This window comes from Pantoea sp. Taur (assembly GCF_009830025.1).
In the GTDB taxonomy this organism is placed as follows: Bacteria; Pseudomonadota; Gammaproteobacteria; order Enterobacterales; family Enterobacteriaceae; genus Pantoea; species Pantoea communis.
Genome location: NZ_SZZZ01000009.1, coordinates 12,468 through 27,304, shown reverse-complemented (window position 1 = coordinate 27,304; position 14,837 = coordinate 12,468). Strand labels below are relative to the sequence as shown.

Here is a 14,837-nt window from a genome sequence, read left to right as displayed (position 1 = left end):
CTGCGCATGCCTTTCTATTCATCAGGCGGCGCGATAAATATTCACAATAGGGCGCGAATTCTACGCAAATCTCTAGCAGAAGACAAGTGCACTTTGCACTCTCTTGCAGAAAAAAAGCGCAGGACGAATGCAAACGTTTCTCAGCCCGATTTTTCAAGTACAATCAGTAACAGATTACCTGAACTCACGCTGGGTAAAAGCGCTTACCATGCAAAATACGAGTCAAAGCTGAACAGACGAATGAACTTAGAACAGATTAATGAATTAACCGCGCAGGACATGGCGGCCGTCAACCAGACCATCCTCGACCAGCTGAATTCAGATGTCTCACTGATTAATCAGTTGGGTTACTACATCATCAGCGGCGGAGGCAAACGTATCCGGCCCATGATCGCGGTGCTCTCGGCACGTGCGCTGAACTACCAGGGATCGCTACATGTCACCAATGCGGCGCTGATCGAATTTATCCACACGGCGACTCTGCTGCACGATGATGTGGTGGATGAATCCGATATGCGCCGTGGCAAAGCCACTGCCAATGCCGCGTTCGGTAATGCTGCCAGTGTGCTGGTGGGGGACTTCATCTACACCCGCGCGTTTCAGATGATGACCAGCATGGGATCCTTAAAGATCCTCGCGCTGATGTCTGAAGCAGTGAACGTGATTGCGGAAGGTGAAGTGCTGCAGCTGATGAACTGCAACGATCCCGATATCACGGAAGAGAGCTACATGCGCGTCATCTACAGCAAGACCGCGCGCCTGTTTGAAGCGGCTTCTCAAGCCTCCGCGATTCTGGCTGAAGCCACGCCGGCGCAGGAAAAAGCGCTGCAGGATTATGGTCGCTATCTGGGTACCGCTTTCCAGTTAATTGACGATTTGCTGGATTACAGTGCGGATGGCGAAACCCTGGGTAAAAATACCGGTGATGACCTGAGCGAAGGCAAGCCGACACTGCCGCTGCTCCATGCCATGCACAACGGTACACCAGAGCAAGCTCAGATGATCCGCAAAGCAATCGAAGAAGGCAACGGTCGCCATCTGCTGGAACCGGTACTGGATGCCATGCAACAAACTGGCTCGCTGGAATGGACGCGCAAACGCGCTGAAGAAGAGGCGGATAAAGCCATTGCTGCTCTGCAGGCCCTGCCAGAAACGCCGTGGCGTAGTGCACTCGAAGCATTGGCCCACATGTCAGTGCAGCGTGATTTCTGATTGCTATTACGGGGCGGCATAGCCCCGTTTTCTTTCCTGCCTCACCCGTATTCTCCCCCTGCTTTACTTCCCAGCGCTTCACCTGACTGCCCATTACATTCCTTGCATCGCTTTTGCGAAAGAGAGCTCAGTTTAATGCGAGGCCAAAACAATTACTGGAAGCTTATGGAAATTATTTGCTATAAGGTTTTTGTTTTTTCCTAATATCTCTGTATTGGATACGCCCGTTGCGGCAGAGACAACGCAATAACATGGACAAGGAGCAGGACGTTATGAAAGCAAGGAAACAGGATTGGCATCCCGCAGATGTGATTGCAGCACTGCGTAAAAAAGGCACATCAATGGCTGAATTGTCACGCAATTCGGGACTGAACTCGTCCACACTCTCCAACGCACTTTCCCGCCCCTGGCCCAAAGGAGAGTGGTTGATCGCTGACGCGATCGGTGTTCATCCCGCCGAGATCTGGCCAACTCGCTATTATGATCCCATTACATCGCGCTTGCTGGATCGCAAAAAACGTATTCGATCCCCCAGGGATCGTCAGGAGAGCTGAGATCTTTGACATAAAAAAACCAGCCACGCTGCCGTGACTGGTTTTCTTCGCGTGCGAGATCGGTGTTATTCGCCGCTGACGCGCTCGATATTGGCACCCATGGCCTTCAGTTTATCTTCGATGTGCTCATAGCCACGGTCGATATGATAAATACGGTCCACAATGGTGGTGCCTTCCGCGATGCAACCGGCCAGTACCAGGCTCGCAGAAGCGCGCAGGTCGGTTGCCATCACTTGTGCACCTGACAGCGCCTCAACACCGTGGCAAATCGCAGTGTTGCTTTCGATTTCCGCGTGACCGCCCATACGAATCAGCTCAGGGATGTGCATGAAACGGTTTTCGAAGATGGTTTCGGTGATCACGCCAGTACCTTCCGCCACCATGTTCAGCAAGGTGAACTGTGCCTGCATGTCGGTTGGAAAACCTGGGTGTGGTGCAGTACGGACGTTAACCGCCTTAGGGCGCTTACCGTGCATATCGAGGCTGATCCAGTCTTCACCGGTTTCAATCTCGGCACCCGCATCACGTAGTTTTGCGAGTACAGCATCCAGCGTATCGGGCTGGGCTTTATGGCACACCACTTTACCGCGGGAAATCGCAGCAGCGACAAGGAAGGTACCGGTTTCGATACGATCCGGCAGAACGCGATACACACCGCCACCCAGACGTTCTACGCCTTCGATGGTAATTTTATCTGTGCCTGCACCGCTGATTTTTGCGCCCAGCGTGTTGAGGAAGTTTGCCGTATCGACAATTTCCGGCTCGCGCGCGGCGTTTTCAATAATGGTCGTGCCAGTGGCAAGCGTTGCCGCACTCATGATGGTCACGGTCGCGCCAACGCTGACTTTGTCCATGACGATATGCGCGCCTTTCAGGCGGCCATTAACGGAAGCTTTGACGTAACCTTCTTCCAGTTTAATTTCCGCACCCAGTTGCTCAAGGCCAGTGATGTGCAGATCAACCGGACGTGCACCAATAGCACAGCCGCCTGGCAATGAAACCTGACCCTGACCAAAACGGGCCACCAGCGGACCCAGTGCCCAAATCGAGGCACGCATGGTTTTCACCAGATCATACGGTGCGCTGAAGACATTAACTTCGCGAGCATCAACGTGAACCGAACCATTACGCTCAACGCGCGCACCCAGCAAATTTAGCAGCTTCATGGTGGTATCGATATCACGCAGCTTCGGCACGTTCTGAATCTCTACCGGCTCTTCTGCCAGCAGCGCAGCAAACAGAATTGGCAGCGCAGCATTCTTCGCCCCGGAAATGGTCACTTCACCACTTAAACGGGTGGGGCCTTGCACACGAAATTTGTCCATTAACGGCTCTCAATTATCTATCAACAAAACAACCTGTGAGGCGCTTAGAAACCGTTGAGTTTACGGTCGCGCGCCCACTCGGTTGGGGTATAAGTTTTGATGGAAACCGCATGAATACGGTTATCCGCAATGTATTCCATCAGCGGCGCATAAACAGCCTGCTGTTTTTTCACACGACTCAGTTCACCGAACATCTCACCCACCGCGATCACCTGAAAATGACTGCCGTCGTTGCTGAGAACATGTACTTCATCTAATGGCAGCGCCTGCATCAGCACGGCCTGAACTTCACTATTTTCCATCGCTCTTTGCTTCACTTAATAATAATAAGGCGGATATCTTAGAGGAAAGCGCCTGACTCTTAAATACGCAAAAGCCCCTGAATAAATCAGGGGCTTTTGGCAATGACAACGTTATCAGGCGATTTTTTCCGCAGAAACAATAATCTGCTGCAGGTTATACAGCGCAATTAATGACTGGAGTTTGTCGTTGATACCGGTGAAAAGTGGCGTGCTACCTTGTGCCCGCGCGATCTCGCGCAGGTGGACTAACAAAGCCAGTCCCGCTGAATCCACACGCTCCAGCGCCGCGACATCAATGGTCGCGATATCCACCATGGCGGTTTCACGTTCATGCCACAATGACAGCAGGGTATCGCGATCCAACATGCCGCTTAAAGATAGCGTGCTGGCATTGCGCTGCCAGCGTAAAGGTTCGCTCATGCTTACTGTTTATCCAGAGTGATAGGCTGTGCTGCGTAGGTTTTCAACTGCGCGGTCAGACCATCAATGCCCTTAGTACGCAGCAAATCACTCCACTCATTTTGTTTGGTCGTGATCATGCTGATGCCTTCAGCCACCATATCATAGGCCTGCCAGTTGCCGGTCTGGCTGTTCTTGCGCCATTGGAAATCAAGGCGCACAGGCGGACGGCCGTTCGGATCCAAAATAGTCACGCGAATCGCCACGATGTTAGCATCGCCAATCGGCTGCGGTTGCTGAATCTGGTAGGTTTGGCCGTGGTACAGCGCCAGCGCCTGGCCATAAGCCTGAGCCAGATAATCGCCAAATGCCGCAAAGTATGCGTCACGCTGTGCCGGAGTAGCCTCACGATAATAGCGGCCCAGCACCAGCGCACCCGCGTACTTGATCTGTACATACGGCAGCAACTCCTGACGCACCACCTCACGCAGATAGTTAGGATCCTGCTTGATTTTAGGTTGCTCGTTTTTCAAGCGGGTAAAGGTCTTCGCCGCCGCTTCATTCATCAGTTTATAAGGATCGCTCTGATCCGCTGCATTGGCCGCCAGCGGCACAATCGCCAGCATGGCAATCATCAGGAAACGTTTAAACATCGTGTTTTACCTCTCTATTCCGTTGTAGCAGGTGCTGCCGGAGCAGGCGCACTCTCGGTGCCCTGCTTTTGATTATCGTTTTTGTTATCGCCGCTCTTGTAGAGGAACTGGCCGATCAAATCTTCCAGCACCATCGCGGATTTGGTGTCACGCAACGTGCCGCCATCTTTCAGCATTGCCGAACCCAGTTCTGGATCGTCAAAGCCTAGATTCAGTGCGAGGAACTGTTCACCCAGCAGACCTTGCGTGCGAATGGCCAGCGAGCTGGTGTCCGGGATTTTGTCAGCATACTGATCGCTGATGTCCATGGTGACACGCGGTGACAGCGTTTTATCATCCAGCGAAATATCCGTTACTCGACCAATCACCACACCACCAATTTTCACCGGTGAGCTGACTTTTAGGCCGCCAATATTATCGAAAGTGGCATACAGCTTCCATGTCGGTTCGGTGCCAAGTGACTTGAGATCGGCCACGCGCAGGCTGAGGAATAACAGTGCCAACAGTGCTGCCAGCATGAAGACGCCAACCCAGATTTCGTTTTTCTTGCTTTGCATTGCATCAATTCCCAAACATCAGTGCTGTCAGCACAAAGTCCAAACCGAGTACCGCCAGTGAAGCATGCACTACGGTACGCGTTGTTGCCCGACTAATCCCTTCCGAGGTCGGGATGGCATCATAGCCATTGAACAGCGCAATCCAGGTTACCGTCACGGCAAAGACTGCGCTTTTAATGATGCAGTTGATGACATCGGTGCGGAAATCCACGGCATTTTGCATCGCTGACCAGAAGAAGCCCGGATCGATGCCTTTCCAGCCCACGCCCACCAACGCCCCACCGGCAATACCGACTGCCGTAAAGATCAAGGCTAGCAGCGGCATGCTGATAAACCCTGCCCAGAAGCGCGGCGAAACCACGCGACGCAGCGGATCAACGGCCATCATTTCCATGCTGGAGAGCTGTTCGGTGGCTTTCATCAAACCAATTTCTGCCGTCAGGGCTGAACCCGCGCGTCCTGCAAACAGCAATGCCGTGACCACGGGACCCAGTTCGCGCAGCAGCGATAAGGCCACCAGCATGCCAAGACTGGTTTCAGCGCTGTAGGTCGTCAGCACCAGATAACCCTGCAGGCCCAGCACCATACCAATGAATAAACCCGAGACCACAATGATCAGCAGCGAAAGCACACCCACGCTGTACAGCTGTTTTACCAGCAGTGGCGCGTGGCGGCGGAAAGCGGGTTTACCCACCAGCGCATGAAACAGCATCAGGCCTGCACGGCCAAACGCCGCGCAAGTATTAATTCCCTGACGTCCAAGTGACGCCAGCGCCTTTAGCAACATCAGTTTACGTTCTCCCTGCACGAGTCAGATCGCTGAGGTAATCCCCGGCAGCGAAGCGGAATGGCACTGGACCGTCCGCATGACCCTCAATAAACTGGCGCACGCGCGGATCGGGATTTTCCCGCAACTCCGGCGCACTGCCCTGGGCAATAATCTTTTGACCGGCAACAATATAGGCATGGTCAGCAATGCTCAAGACCTCTGGCACATCGTGTGAAACCACAATGCAGGTCACACCTAACGAGTGGTTCAATTCATCGATCAATTTCACCAGCACGCCCATGGTAATCGGATCCTGGCCGACAAAGGGCTCATCGAACATGATCAGGTCCGGCTCCAGTGCAATCGCGCGCGCCAGTGCGGCACGGCGCGCCATGCCACCAGAAAGCTCGGCCGGCATCAGTTTGGCTGCACCGCGCAGGCCGACTGCTTCCAGCTTCATCATCACCGTGCTGTGCAGCAATTCCGGCGGTAATTGTGTGTGCTCACGCAACGGCCAGGCAACGTTATCAAAGACGTTAAGATCGGTAAAAAGTGCACCCGACTGGAACAACATGCTCATTTTTTTTCGCACTTCATACAATTTAGTGCGGGAAAGCGCTGGGATATTCTGGTCACGGAACCAAATTTCCCCTTTATCCGGTTGCAACTGACCACCAATCAGGCGCAGCAGCGTGGTTTTTCCAATCCCGGATGGCCCCATAATAGCGGTCACTTTACCCGCTGGCACGGTAAGCGAAATGTCATCAAAGATGACGCGGTCTCCGCGAGTGAAGCTGACGCCACGAACCTCAACCAGATTCGTTTTTTGCTGGATCATCGTTACCTCTTTATGCGGATCGGGCGTAATCAAAGTCGTGGATGGTAGCCTGGTAGACCACAATGCACGATAGTTTTACAGAAACTTACCCGTCAGGTGTGGCGAAAACGGCCTTAAAATTTACTTTTGCCTCTCAGACAGTCAAAATCAGCGCCTGTTTCCGCGCGCGCAATGTATTTACCTGTCGGACAAGGTTTGCCGACACACCTATCCATCAAGGATTTTTCATGTTCGTAGCCACTGCCCTGCTGTTTATTGGATTGATTTTACTGGCTTACGGTGCTGACCGTCTGGTTTTCAGTGCCGCGATCCTGTGTCGATCCTTCGGCATTCCTCCGCTGATCATCGGCATGACAGTGGTAAGCATTGGCACATCGTTACCCGAACTGATCGTTTCTTTTTCTGCAGCGCAGCATGGGCAAATGGATTTAGCTGTAGGGACGGCGCTGGGCTCAAACATTACCAATATTCTGCTGATCCTCGGCGGTGCCGCACTTTTGCATCCATTGACAGTGCACTCCAATCTGATTCGGCGCGAACTCCCCCTGATGCTGCTGGTCTCACTGCTGAGTGGCATCATGTTGTTTGATAATCACCTTAGTCGACTTGATGGAATCGCGCTGCTGCTGATTGCTTTAGGTTATCTGCTGATCGCCATTCGCATCGCCCGCCGCGCAGAGCGGGATAACAACGACACGTTAACGCGCGAACAATTGGCTGAACTGCCGCGCGATGAAGCTGGCAATACCGTGGCCTTTCTGTGGCTGGCGGTGGCGCTGATTATTCTGCCGATGTCAACGCGGATGGTGATCGATAATGCCACCGTGTTTGCCGACTATTTTGGTGTCAGCGAGCTGGTCATGGGTCTGACGTTGATTGCCGTCGGCACCAGCCTGCCTGAACTGGCTACCGTATTGGCGGGTGCATTGAAAGGTGAAGACGATATCGCTATCGGTAACCTGATTGGCGCTAATATCTTTAATCTGGCCATTGTGCTGGGCCTGCCTGCGCTGGTGCACCCCGGCAGCGTTGATGCACACGCTTTCGCACGAGATTACTGGGTGATGCTAGGTGTCAGCGTGCTGTTCGCCCTACTTTGCCTGTTACGCAAACGCCGGATTGGCCGCGTAGCGGGCTCTCTTTTGTTATCGGGATTTATTGCGTGGGTTCTGTGGCTGTGGCTCAGCCCTGCGCTCATCACAAGTTATTAAGGACGGACTGACCATGTCACATCAGCAACCGGTTTTTGATTACCAACAGGCAGGTAAAGCGGTACTGCGCATCGAACGCGAAGGGCTGGAGCAGCTCGATCAGTATATTAATGCCGACTTTAGCCGCGCCTGCGAAATGATCATTGCCTGCCGTGGAAAAGTGGTGGTGATGGGCATGGGCAAATCCGGTCATATTGGTGCAAAAATGGCAGCGACTTTTGCCAGTACCGGCACGTCCTCGTTCTTTGTTCATCCTGGCGAAGCGAGCCATGGTGACCTCGGCATGGTGACAGCAAACGACGTGGTGATCGCTATCTCTAATAGTGGCGAATCGAACGAAATTCTGGCGCTCATCCCGGTCCTCAAGCGACAGAAAGTGCCGTTGATTTGCCTCACCAGCCGTCCGGAGAGTGCCATGGGGCGTGCCGCTGACGTGCATTTATGCGTGAAGGTTCCACAGGAAGCGTGCCCGCTTGGTCTGGCACCGACCTCCAGTACTACCGCCACGCTGGTGATGGGCGATGCACTGGCAGTTGCCCTGCTGGAAGCACGCGGCTTTACTCAGGAAGACTTTGCGCTCTCGCATCCCGGTGGCGCACTGGGCCGCAAACTGCTGCTACACGTGAGCGATATTATGCACAGTGGTGACGAGATCCCACACGTCAGCCGCGATGCGTCGCTGCGGGATGCATTGCTGGAAATCACGCGCAAAAACCTCGGCCTGACGGTGATTGTTGACGACCTGATGAAAATCGAAGGCATTTTCACTGATGGCGACTTACGCCGCATCTTCGATATGGGCATCGATTTCCAGTCAGCCAGCATTCAGGATGTGATGACGCGCGGCGGGATTCGCGTGCGCCCGAATATGCTGGCTGTTGACGCACTGAATCTGATGCAAAACAAAAACATCACTGCGGTGTTGGTCGCCGATGACGATCGTCTGCTCGGTGTGGTACATATGCATGACATGCTGCGCGCTGGCGTAGTTTGAACAGGAACAAATAATGAGTGTTGAAACCACGATGATCGATACCTGCTATGGCCCGGTGAGTGCCGATGTAATGGCTCGGGCGGCGCGGATTCGCCTGCTGATTTGCGATGTCGACGGTGTGATGTCTGACGGCGTGATTTACATGGGCAACAACGGCGAAGAATTGAAAGCCTTTAACGTCCGTGATGGCTATGGTATTCGCTGCCTGCTGACCTCTAATATCGAAGTAGCTATTATTACTGGCCGCAAAGCGAAGCTGCTGGAAGATCGTTGCCAGACGCTCGGCATTACGCATCTTTATCAGGGACAATCAGATAAGCTTTTGGCGTGGCGTGAACTCCTGGATAAACTGTCATTATCTGCTGAGCAAGTGGCTTACATCGGCGATGATTTGATCGACTGGCCTGTAATGGCGGAGGCCGGTTTGAGTGTGGCCGTCGCCGATGCCCACCCCGTGTTATTACCTCGTGCACACTACGTCACCCGTATTGCCGGTGGCCGTGGTGCGGTACGTGAACTCTGCGATCTGATGTTGATGGCGCAGAACAAATTTGAGGATGCCAAAGGGCAATCAGTATGAGTAAGAGCAGGCGTTGGATAACGCTGATTTTGGCCTTGATCGCCCTGGTGCTGATCGGCTGGAATCTCACCAACCAGGACGATAGCGAAGCGACGGTGGCAACCAATAGCCAGGAGCCAACCTATACCAGCGAGAAGTCCCATTCTGTGGTGTACAACCCCACGGGCGCGCTGGCGTACAAACTGATCTCGGATAAAGTGACTTACTTTGCGGCAGATGAGGTGAGCTGGTTCGATAATCCGGTTGCAACCACGTATGATGAAAATAAAGTGCCCACCTGGACAATACGTGCCGATAAGGCAAAGCTGACCAAAGATCGTATGCTGTATCTATATGGTCACGTCGAAGTGAATACCCTGACCCAGGATTCTCAACTTGAGCGCATTATTACCGATACGGCTCAGGTTAATCTGGTCACCCAGGATGTGACATCTGACGATCAAGTCACCCTATTTGGCCGCAGTTTTAATTCCACTGGCATGAAGATGCGCGGCAATTTACGAACCAAAAATGCCCAGCTGCTTGAAAAGGTCAAAACTTCCTATGAAATCCAAAATGAACAAAAACAGCCTTAAGTTGTTGTTGGTGAGCGCCTTACTGGCGACCAGCCTGCCCGCGCTGGCCCTGACGGGAGACTCTGACAAACCCGTTAATATTGATTCGGTGAATCAGGCGCTGGATCTGCAAGGCAACGTGGCGACCTTTACCGGCAATGTCATTGTGACCCAGGGTTCAATCAAAATCACCGCTGACAAAGTGGTGGTAACACGTCCAGGTGGCGACAGTAAAAAAACTATCGTGGATGCCTACGGCGCTCCCGCCACTTTCTACCAGATGCAGGATAACGGCAAACCCGTGCAGGGCCACGCCTCAAAACTGCATTATGAGCTGGCGAACGATTTCGTTGAACTGACGGGCAATGCCTTCATTCAGCAGCTGGACAGCAACATCAAAGGCGATCGCATCACTTACCTGGTGAAAGAGCAGAAAATGCAGGCATTTAGCCAGGGCGAAAGCAAACGCGTCACCACCGTACTGGTGCCGTCGCAGCTGCAGGACAAAAACGGCTCGTCCACGAGCCCTAAAAAGAGTAACTGATCGCTATGGCCACATTAGTCGCTGAAAACCTGGCGAAAGCCTATAAAGGCCGCCGCGTGGTGGAAGATGTCAGCCTGCAGGTAAAATCTGGCGAGATTGTCGGCCTGCTGGGCCCAAACGGTGCCGGCAAGACCACCACATTCTATATGGTTGTCGGGATTGTGCCGCGTGATGCAGGCCGCATCGTGATCGATGACGAAGATATCAGTATTTTGCCGCTACATGCGCGAGCGCGCCGTGGTATTGGCTATCTGCCGCAGGAAGCGTCAATCTTCCGCCGTCTAAGCGTGTTCGACAATCTGATGGCGGTGTTGCAAATCCGCGATGATTTAACGGAAGAGCAGCGTCAGGATCGTGCCAATGAGTTGATGGAAGAGTTCCACATTGAGCATCTGCGTGACAGCATGGGGCAGGCGCTTTCCGGTGGTGAACGCCGCCGTGTTGAAATCGCTCGCGCTCTGGCAGCCAACCCCAAATTTATCCTGCTGGATGAACCTTTTGCTGGTGTTGACCCGATCTCAGTCATCGATATCAAAAAAATCATCGAACACCTACGCGATAGCGGTCTTGGCGTGTTGATCACCGATCACAACGTGCGTGAAACGCTTGCGGTGTGCGAACGTGCTTACATCGTGAGCCAGGGACATCTGATCGCGCATGGCACGCCGGATGAAATTCTTGCAGATGAGCAGGTTAAACGGGTTTATTTGGGCGAAGAGTTCAGACTCTGATAAGGTGTCGTTATTCACGACATTTGCTTAGGAAATTCAAGCAGAATTATGAAGCAAGGTTTGCAACTCAGGCTCAGCCAACAGCTGGCGATGACCCCACAGTTGCAGCAGGCCATTCGTCTGCTGCAACTCTCTACGCTTGAACTCCAGCAGGAACTGCAACTGGCGCTGGAAAGCAATCCGCTGCTTGAGCAAACCGATCTGCATGAAGAAGTCGATTCACGTGAGCATCAGGAGAGCGACTCGTTAGACACACGTGAAGCCCTCGAACAGAAAGAGATGCCCGAGGAGCTTCCACTCGACGCCACCTGGGATGAAATCTACACCGCGGGAACGCCTTCTGGCACGGGTACCGATTACCAGGATGATGAGCTGCCGGTTTATCAAGGCGAAACCACCCAGTCACTGCAGGACTACCTGATGTGGCAAGTGGAGCTCACGCCGTTTACGGATACCGACCGCGCGATTGCCACTTCAATTGTCGACGCCATTGATGACACGGGCTATCTCACCGTTTCCGTCCAGGACATCTGCGACAGCATTGGTGATGAAGAGCTGACGCTGGAAGAGGTTGAAGCGGTGCTGAAGCGTGTTCAGCGCTTTGATCCTGTCGGTGTCGGTGCACGTGATCTACGTGACTGCTTGCTGGTGCAACTTTCACAATACGCTGCCGATGCGCCAATGCTGGCAGAAGCGCGGTTGATCGTCAGTGAACATCTGGATCTGCTGGCCAACCACGATTTTCGCAGCCTGATGCGTGTAACACGCCTCAAGGAAGAAGTGCTGAAAGACGCGATGCTGCTGATTCAGTCACTCGATCCCCGTCCCGGCCAATCGATCAACACCAGCGAACCCGAGTATGTGATTCCTGATGTACTGGTGCGTAAAACCAGTAAGCGCTGGACCGTTGAATTGAATTCAGACAGCTTGCCGCGCCTGAAGATCAATCAACATTACGCCGCGATGGGCGGTTCCGCACGTAACGACAGCGACAGCCAATTCATTCGCAGTAATTTGCAGGAAGCCAAATGGCTGATTAAAAGCCTCGAAAGCCGCAACGACACACTGCTCAAAGTGACGCGTTGTATTGTCGAGCAGCAGCAGGCGTTCTTTGAACAGGGCGAGGAATACATGCGGCCGATGGTGCTGGCAGATATCGCCCAGGCCGTGGACATGCATGAATCCACCATTTCCCGTGTGACCACGCAAAAGTACCTGCACAGCCCGCGTGGCATCTTTGAATTAAAATATTTTTTCTCCAGCCATGTGAATACCGAAGGCGGTGGCGAAGCCTCTTCCACGGCGATCCGTGCCCTGGTGAAGAAATTGATCTCCGCGGAGAACCCCGCAAAACCCTTGAGCGACAGCAAACTCACCTCCATGTTATCCGATCAGGGCATCATGGTGGCGCGACGTACGGTTGCTAAATATCGCGAGTCTTTATCTATACCGCCATCAAACCAGCGTAAGCAGTTGGTTTGACCGAACGAAGAAGGAAGACCTATGCAGCTAAACCTGACCGGACTGAATGTTGAAATCACTGAACCGCTGCGCGAATTTGTAAATAGCAAATTTGCCAAACTGGAACACTACTTTGATCGTATCAATCAGGTTTATATTGTTCTGAAAGTGGAGAAGGTGACGCAGATTGCGGAAGCAACACTGCACGTCAACGGCGGAGAGCTGCACGCCACAGGGGAAGCGGAAGACATGTACGCGGCCATCGACGGGTTAATCGACAAGCTTTCCCGTCAGCTGACCAAACACAAAGACAAACTGAAAAAACACTAACCTTCATGCTTGCAGAGTGCTGACCGATTCAGCACTCAGAGCGCAAATGGGGCGGGTTAACCGCCCCGTTTTGTCATCTGCGCAAGCGCCAACGGGAGACTCGCCATTGTGCTATGAATGGCGTTAACCTTGCGGCTATGTGAACTCGCAAGTGAAACGATGATGAACAACGATCTGACACTGGAATTGAGCTCGGTCCTCTCACTGGACTGTACCCGTAGCGGCGTACACTGCCAGAGTAAAAAACGCGCGCTGGAAATTATCAGCGAGCTGGCAGCGAAGCAGCTCAATCTGCCGCACCAGACACTATTTGAAGCCATTCTGACTCGCGAACGTATGGGCAGTACTGGCATTGGCAACGGTATCGCCATTCCGCATGGCAAGCTGGAGGAGGATACGCTGCGCGCCGTTGGCGTATTTATCAGCCTCGACCAACCGATCGCCTTTGACGCCGTGGACAATCAGCCGGTTGATCTGCTGTTTGCTCTGCTGGTGCCTGCAGACCAGTGCAAAACCCATTTGCATACGCTGTCGCTGGTCGCTAAACGTCTGGCAGACAAAACCGTCTGCCGCCGTTTGCGTGCGGCACAGAGTGATGAAGAACTCTATGCCATTATCACAGAAGCTCAGGAAGAACACTCTTAAGCGACAGACACATTTACCGGCCTATTCGTCGGTTTAAAACGGGAGAAATGTGATGGTGCTGATGATCGTTAGCGGTCGGTCAGGCTCAGGAAAATCGGTCGCACTGCGTGCCCTGGAAGACATGGGATTTTACTGTGTCGATAATCTACCCGTGGTGCTGCTACCGGAATTAGCGAACACCCTAACAGAGCGCAATATTTCGGCGGCCGTCAGCATTGATGTGCGCAACATGCCTGAATCGCCGGAGGTGTTTGAAACGGCGCTCAACAATCTGCCGGATTCGTTTTCACCACAGTTACTGTTCCTGGACGCCGATCGCAACACGCTGATACGGCGTTACAGCGATACTCGCCGCATCCATCCGCTCTCCAGTAAAAACCTGTCACTGGAAAGCGCGATTGATGAAGAGAGTGACCTGCTTGAGCCTTTGCGTTCGCGGGCAGACCTGATCATTGATACTTCCGAAATGTCGGTCCATGAGTTGGCTGAAATGCTGCGTACGCGCCTGTCAGGCAAACGTGAGCGTGAGCTGACCATGGTGTTTGAGTCCTTCGGCTTCAAACACGGCATTCCCATTGATGCCGATTACGTCTTCGATGTGCGTTTCCTGCCAAACCCGCACTGGGATCCCAAGCTGCGTCCGATGACCGGGCTTGATCGTCCTGTTGCGGCTTTCCTCGACCGCCACACTGAAGTACATAACTTCATTTACCAGACGCGCAGCTATCTGGAGCTGTGGTTGCCGATGCTGGAAACCAACAACCGCAGCTATCTAACGGTCGCGATTGGCTGTACCGGGGGTAAACACCGTTCGGTTTACATCGCCGAACAGCTGGCAGATTACTTCCGTTCACGCGGCAAAAATGTGCAGTCTCGTCATCGCACTCTGGAAAAACGTAAATCATGACCGTGAAGCAAGTCGTTGAGATTCGCAATAAGCTGGGCATGCATGCGCGCCCGGCAATGAAACTGTTCGAGTTGGTGCAGAGTTTTGACGCAGAGGTACTCCTGCGCAATGAAGCCGGTACGGAAGCCGAAGCCAGCAGCGTGATTGCGCTGTTGATGCTCGACTCCGCGAAAGGCGGCCATATCGAGATTGAAGCCAGCGGCCCGCAGGAAGTCGAGGCGCTGGCTGCGGTGATTGAGCTGTTTGAAGCCGGGTTTGACGAAGACTAATT

The 14,837-nt window shown here is 53.2% G+C and carries 20 protein-coding genes; 13 read left to right on the top strand and 7 right to left on the bottom strand.

What is annotated here, in order from left to right:
- Positions 1–240: 240 nt before the first annotated feature.
- Together ispB and FD744_RS13675 are read left to right on the top strand one after the other, a co-directional pair.
- Positions 241–1,212: an octaprenyl diphosphate synthase gene (gene ispB, locus FD744_RS13680; protein ID WP_038649473.1), complete on the top strand. Its 972-nt coding sequence runs from the start codon at positions 241–243 to the stop codon at positions 1,210–1,212.
- 272 nt (positions 1,213–1,484) lie between these two features.
- On the top strand, positions 1,485–1,766 hold the full coding sequence (locus FD744_RS13675) for a helix-turn-helix transcriptional regulator (protein WP_034827170.1): 282 nt from the start codon (positions 1,485–1,487) through the stop codon (positions 1,764–1,766).
- Between the two features lie 65 nt (positions 1,767–1,831).
- On the opposite strand, the gene murA is transcribed toward FD744_RS13675, so the two are convergent.
- From murA to mlaF, 7 genes are all read right to left on the bottom strand, one after another.
- A complete protein-coding gene (gene murA, locus FD744_RS13670) occupies positions 1,832–3,091 on the bottom strand; it encodes a UDP-N-acetylglucosamine 1-carboxyvinyltransferase (protein WP_034826598.1) in 1,260 nt (419 codons plus the stop codon).
- Between the two features lie 44 nt (positions 3,092–3,135).
- Positions 3,136–3,393, bottom strand: a complete 258-nt coding sequence (ibaG, locus tag FD744_RS13665) for a BolA family iron metabolism protein IbaG (RefSeq protein ID WP_034826599.1) — start codon at positions 3,391–3,393, stop codon at positions 3,136–3,138.
- 114 nt (positions 3,394–3,507) lie between these two features.
- Positions 3,508–3,813: a lipid asymmetry maintenance protein MlaB gene (gene mlaB, locus FD744_RS13660; RefSeq protein ID WP_034826600.1), complete on the bottom strand. Its 306-nt coding sequence runs from the start codon at positions 3,811–3,813 to the stop codon at positions 3,508–3,510.
- Between the two features lie 2 nt (positions 3,814–3,815).
- A complete protein-coding gene (mlaC, locus tag FD744_RS13655) occupies positions 3,816–4,445 on the bottom strand; it encodes a phospholipid-binding protein MlaC (protein WP_034826602.1) in 630 nt (209 codons plus the stop codon).
- A 14-nt stretch (positions 4,446–4,459) separates the two neighbouring features.
- On the bottom strand, positions 4,460–5,002 hold the full coding sequence (gene mlaD, locus FD744_RS13650; protein ID WP_034826604.1) for an outer membrane lipid asymmetry maintenance protein MlaD: 543 nt from the start codon (positions 5,000–5,002) through the stop codon (positions 4,460–4,462).
- A gap of 4 nt (positions 5,003–5,006) precedes the next feature.
- Positions 5,007–5,789: a lipid asymmetry maintenance ABC transporter permease subunit MlaE gene (gene mlaE, locus FD744_RS13645; protein WP_034826606.1), complete on the bottom strand. Its 783-nt coding sequence runs from the start codon at positions 5,787–5,789 to the stop codon at positions 5,007–5,009.
- A 4-nt stretch (positions 5,790–5,793) separates the two neighbouring features.
- Entirely contained in the window at positions 5,794–6,609 is an 816-nt protein-coding gene (gene mlaF, locus FD744_RS13640; RefSeq protein WP_034826608.1) for a phospholipid ABC transporter ATP-binding protein MlaF, read from the bottom strand.
- Positions 6,610–6,836: 227 nt separating this feature from the next.
- Between mlaF and FD744_RS13635 the strand changes: the two genes are divergently transcribed.
- From FD744_RS13635 to npr, 11 genes are all read left to right on the top strand, one after another.
- Positions 6,837–7,820, top strand: a complete 984-nt coding sequence (locus FD744_RS13635) for a calcium/sodium antiporter (protein ID WP_034826610.1) — start codon at positions 6,837–6,839, stop codon at positions 7,818–7,820.
- A gap of 13 nt (positions 7,821–7,833) precedes the next feature.
- Positions 7,834–8,814 (top strand): arabinose-5-phosphate isomerase KdsD, encoded by a 981-nt coding sequence (kdsD, locus tag FD744_RS13630; RefSeq protein ID WP_034826612.1) that lies wholly within the window; start codon positions 7,834–7,836, stop codon positions 8,812–8,814.
- A gap of 13 nt (positions 8,815–8,827) precedes the next feature.
- The gene (gene kdsC, locus FD744_RS13625) at positions 8,828–9,394 is read left to right on the top strand and encodes a 3-deoxy-manno-octulosonate-8-phosphatase KdsC (protein WP_160868479.1); all 567 of its coding nucleotides are present in this window, start codon (positions 8,828–8,830) and stop codon (positions 9,392–9,394) included.
- Entirely contained in the window at positions 9,391–9,969 is a 579-nt protein-coding gene (gene lptC, locus FD744_RS13620) for an LPS export ABC transporter periplasmic protein LptC (RefSeq protein ID WP_160868478.1), read from the top strand. The genes kdsC and lptC overlap by 4 nt, the downstream gene beginning before the upstream one ends.
- Entirely contained in the window at positions 9,938–10,492 is a 555-nt protein-coding gene (gene lptA / locus FD744_RS13615; protein ID WP_034826619.1) for a lipopolysaccharide ABC transporter substrate-binding protein LptA, read from the top strand. Before lptC ends, lptA begins: the two co-directional genes overlap by 32 nt.
- A gap of 5 nt (positions 10,493–10,497) precedes the next feature.
- On the top strand, positions 10,498–11,223 hold the full coding sequence (lptB, locus tag FD744_RS13610) for an LPS export ABC transporter ATP-binding protein (protein WP_034826621.1): 726 nt from the start codon (positions 10,498–10,500) through the stop codon (positions 11,221–11,223).
- 48 nt (positions 11,224–11,271) lie between these two features.
- Positions 11,272–12,705: an RNA polymerase factor sigma-54 gene (rpoN, locus tag FD744_RS13605; protein WP_034826625.1), complete on the top strand. Its 1,434-nt coding sequence runs from the start codon at positions 11,272–11,274 to the stop codon at positions 12,703–12,705.
- 21 nt (positions 12,706–12,726) lie between these two features.
- Positions 12,727–13,014, top strand: a complete 288-nt coding sequence (gene hpf, locus FD744_RS13600) for a ribosome hibernation promoting factor (protein ID WP_034826627.1) — start codon at positions 12,727–12,729, stop codon at positions 13,012–13,014.
- A gap of 162 nt (positions 13,015–13,176) precedes the next feature.
- The gene (gene ptsN / locus FD744_RS13595; protein WP_176505766.1) at positions 13,177–13,659 is read left to right on the top strand and encodes a PTS IIA-like nitrogen regulatory protein PtsN; all 483 of its coding nucleotides are present in this window, start codon (positions 13,177–13,179) and stop codon (positions 13,657–13,659) included.
- 52 nt (positions 13,660–13,711) lie between these two features.
- Positions 13,712–14,566 carry an RNase adapter RapZ gene (rapZ, locus tag FD744_RS13590; RefSeq protein ID WP_038649498.1) on the top strand — a complete coding sequence of 285 codons (855 nt, stop codon included), beginning with the start codon at positions 13,712–13,714 and terminating at the stop codon, positions 14,564–14,566.
- Positions 14,563–14,835 carry a PTS phosphocarrier protein NPr gene (gene npr, locus FD744_RS13585; RefSeq protein WP_034826632.1) on the top strand — a complete coding sequence of 91 codons (273 nt, stop codon included), beginning with the start codon at positions 14,563–14,565 and terminating at the stop codon, positions 14,833–14,835. The genes rapZ and npr overlap by 4 nt, the downstream gene beginning before the upstream one ends.
- Positions 14,836–14,837: the final 2 nt, after the last annotated feature.

Excerpts from the sequence above, each read along its gene's own strand:
- murA (WP_034826598.1), bottom strand. The coding sequence starts at position 3,091 with ATGGACAAATTTCGTGTGCAAGGCCCCACCCGTTTAAGTGGTGAAGTG.
- lptB (WP_034826621.1), top strand. The coding sequence starts at position 10,498 with ATGGCCACATTAGTCGCTGAAAACCTGGCGAAAGCCTATAAAGGCCGC.
- rapZ (WP_038649498.1), top strand. The coding sequence starts at position 13,712 with ATGGTGCTGATGATCGTTAGCGGTCGGTCAGGCTCAGGAAAATCGGTC.
- lptA (WP_034826619.1), top strand. The coding sequence starts at position 9,938 with ATGAAATCCAAAATGAACAAAAACAGCCTTAAGTTGTTGTTGGTGAGC.
- rpoN (WP_034826625.1), top strand. The coding sequence starts at position 11,272 with ATGAAGCAAGGTTTGCAACTCAGGCTCAGCCAACAGCTGGCGATGACC.
- kdsC (WP_160868479.1), top strand. The coding sequence starts at position 8,828 with ATGAGTGTTGAAACCACGATGATCGATACCTGCTATGGCCCGGTGAGT.
- mlaE (WP_034826606.1), bottom strand. The coding sequence starts at position 5,789 with ATGTTGCTAAAGGCGCTGGCGTCACTTGGACGTCAGGGAATTAATACT.
- ptsN (WP_176505766.1), top strand. The coding sequence starts at position 13,177 with ATGAACAACGATCTGACACTGGAATTGAGCTCGGTCCTCTCACTGGAC.
- hpf (WP_034826627.1), top strand. The coding sequence starts at position 12,727 with ATGCAGCTAAACCTGACCGGACTGAATGTTGAAATCACTGAACCGCTG.
- FD744_RS13635 (WP_034826610.1), top strand. The coding sequence starts at position 6,837 with ATGTTCGTAGCCACTGCCCTGCTGTTTATTGGATTGATTTTACTGGCT.
- lptC (WP_160868478.1), top strand. The coding sequence starts at position 9,391 with ATGAGTAAGAGCAGGCGTTGGATAACGCTGATTTTGGCCTTGATCGCC.
- ispB (WP_038649473.1), top strand. The coding sequence starts at position 241 with ATGAACTTAGAACAGATTAATGAATTAACCGCGCAGGACATGGCGGCC.
- kdsD (WP_034826612.1), top strand. The coding sequence starts at position 7,834 with ATGTCACATCAGCAACCGGTTTTTGATTACCAACAGGCAGGTAAAGCG.
- mlaD (WP_034826604.1), bottom strand. The coding sequence starts at position 5,002 with ATGCAAAGCAAGAAAAACGAAATCTGGGTTGGCGTCTTCATGCTGGCA.
- npr (WP_034826632.1), top strand. The coding sequence starts at position 14,563 with ATGACCGTGAAGCAAGTCGTTGAGATTCGCAATAAGCTGGGCATGCAT.
- FD744_RS13675 (WP_034827170.1), top strand. The coding sequence starts at position 1,485 with ATGAAAGCAAGGAAACAGGATTGGCATCCCGCAGATGTGATTGCAGCA.
- mlaC (WP_034826602.1), bottom strand. The coding sequence starts at position 4,445 with ATGTTTAAACGTTTCCTGATGATTGCCATGCTGGCGATTGTGCCGCTG.
- ibaG (WP_034826599.1), bottom strand. The coding sequence starts at position 3,393 with ATGGAAAATAGTGAAGTTCAGGCCGTGCTGATGCAGGCGCTGCCATTA.
- mlaF (WP_034826608.1), bottom strand. The coding sequence starts at position 6,609 with ATGATCCAGCAAAAAACGAATCTGGTTGAGGTTCGTGGCGTCAGCTTC.
- mlaB (WP_034826600.1), bottom strand. The coding sequence starts at position 3,813 with ATGAGCGAACCTTTACGCTGGCAGCGCAATGCCAGCACGCTATCTTTA.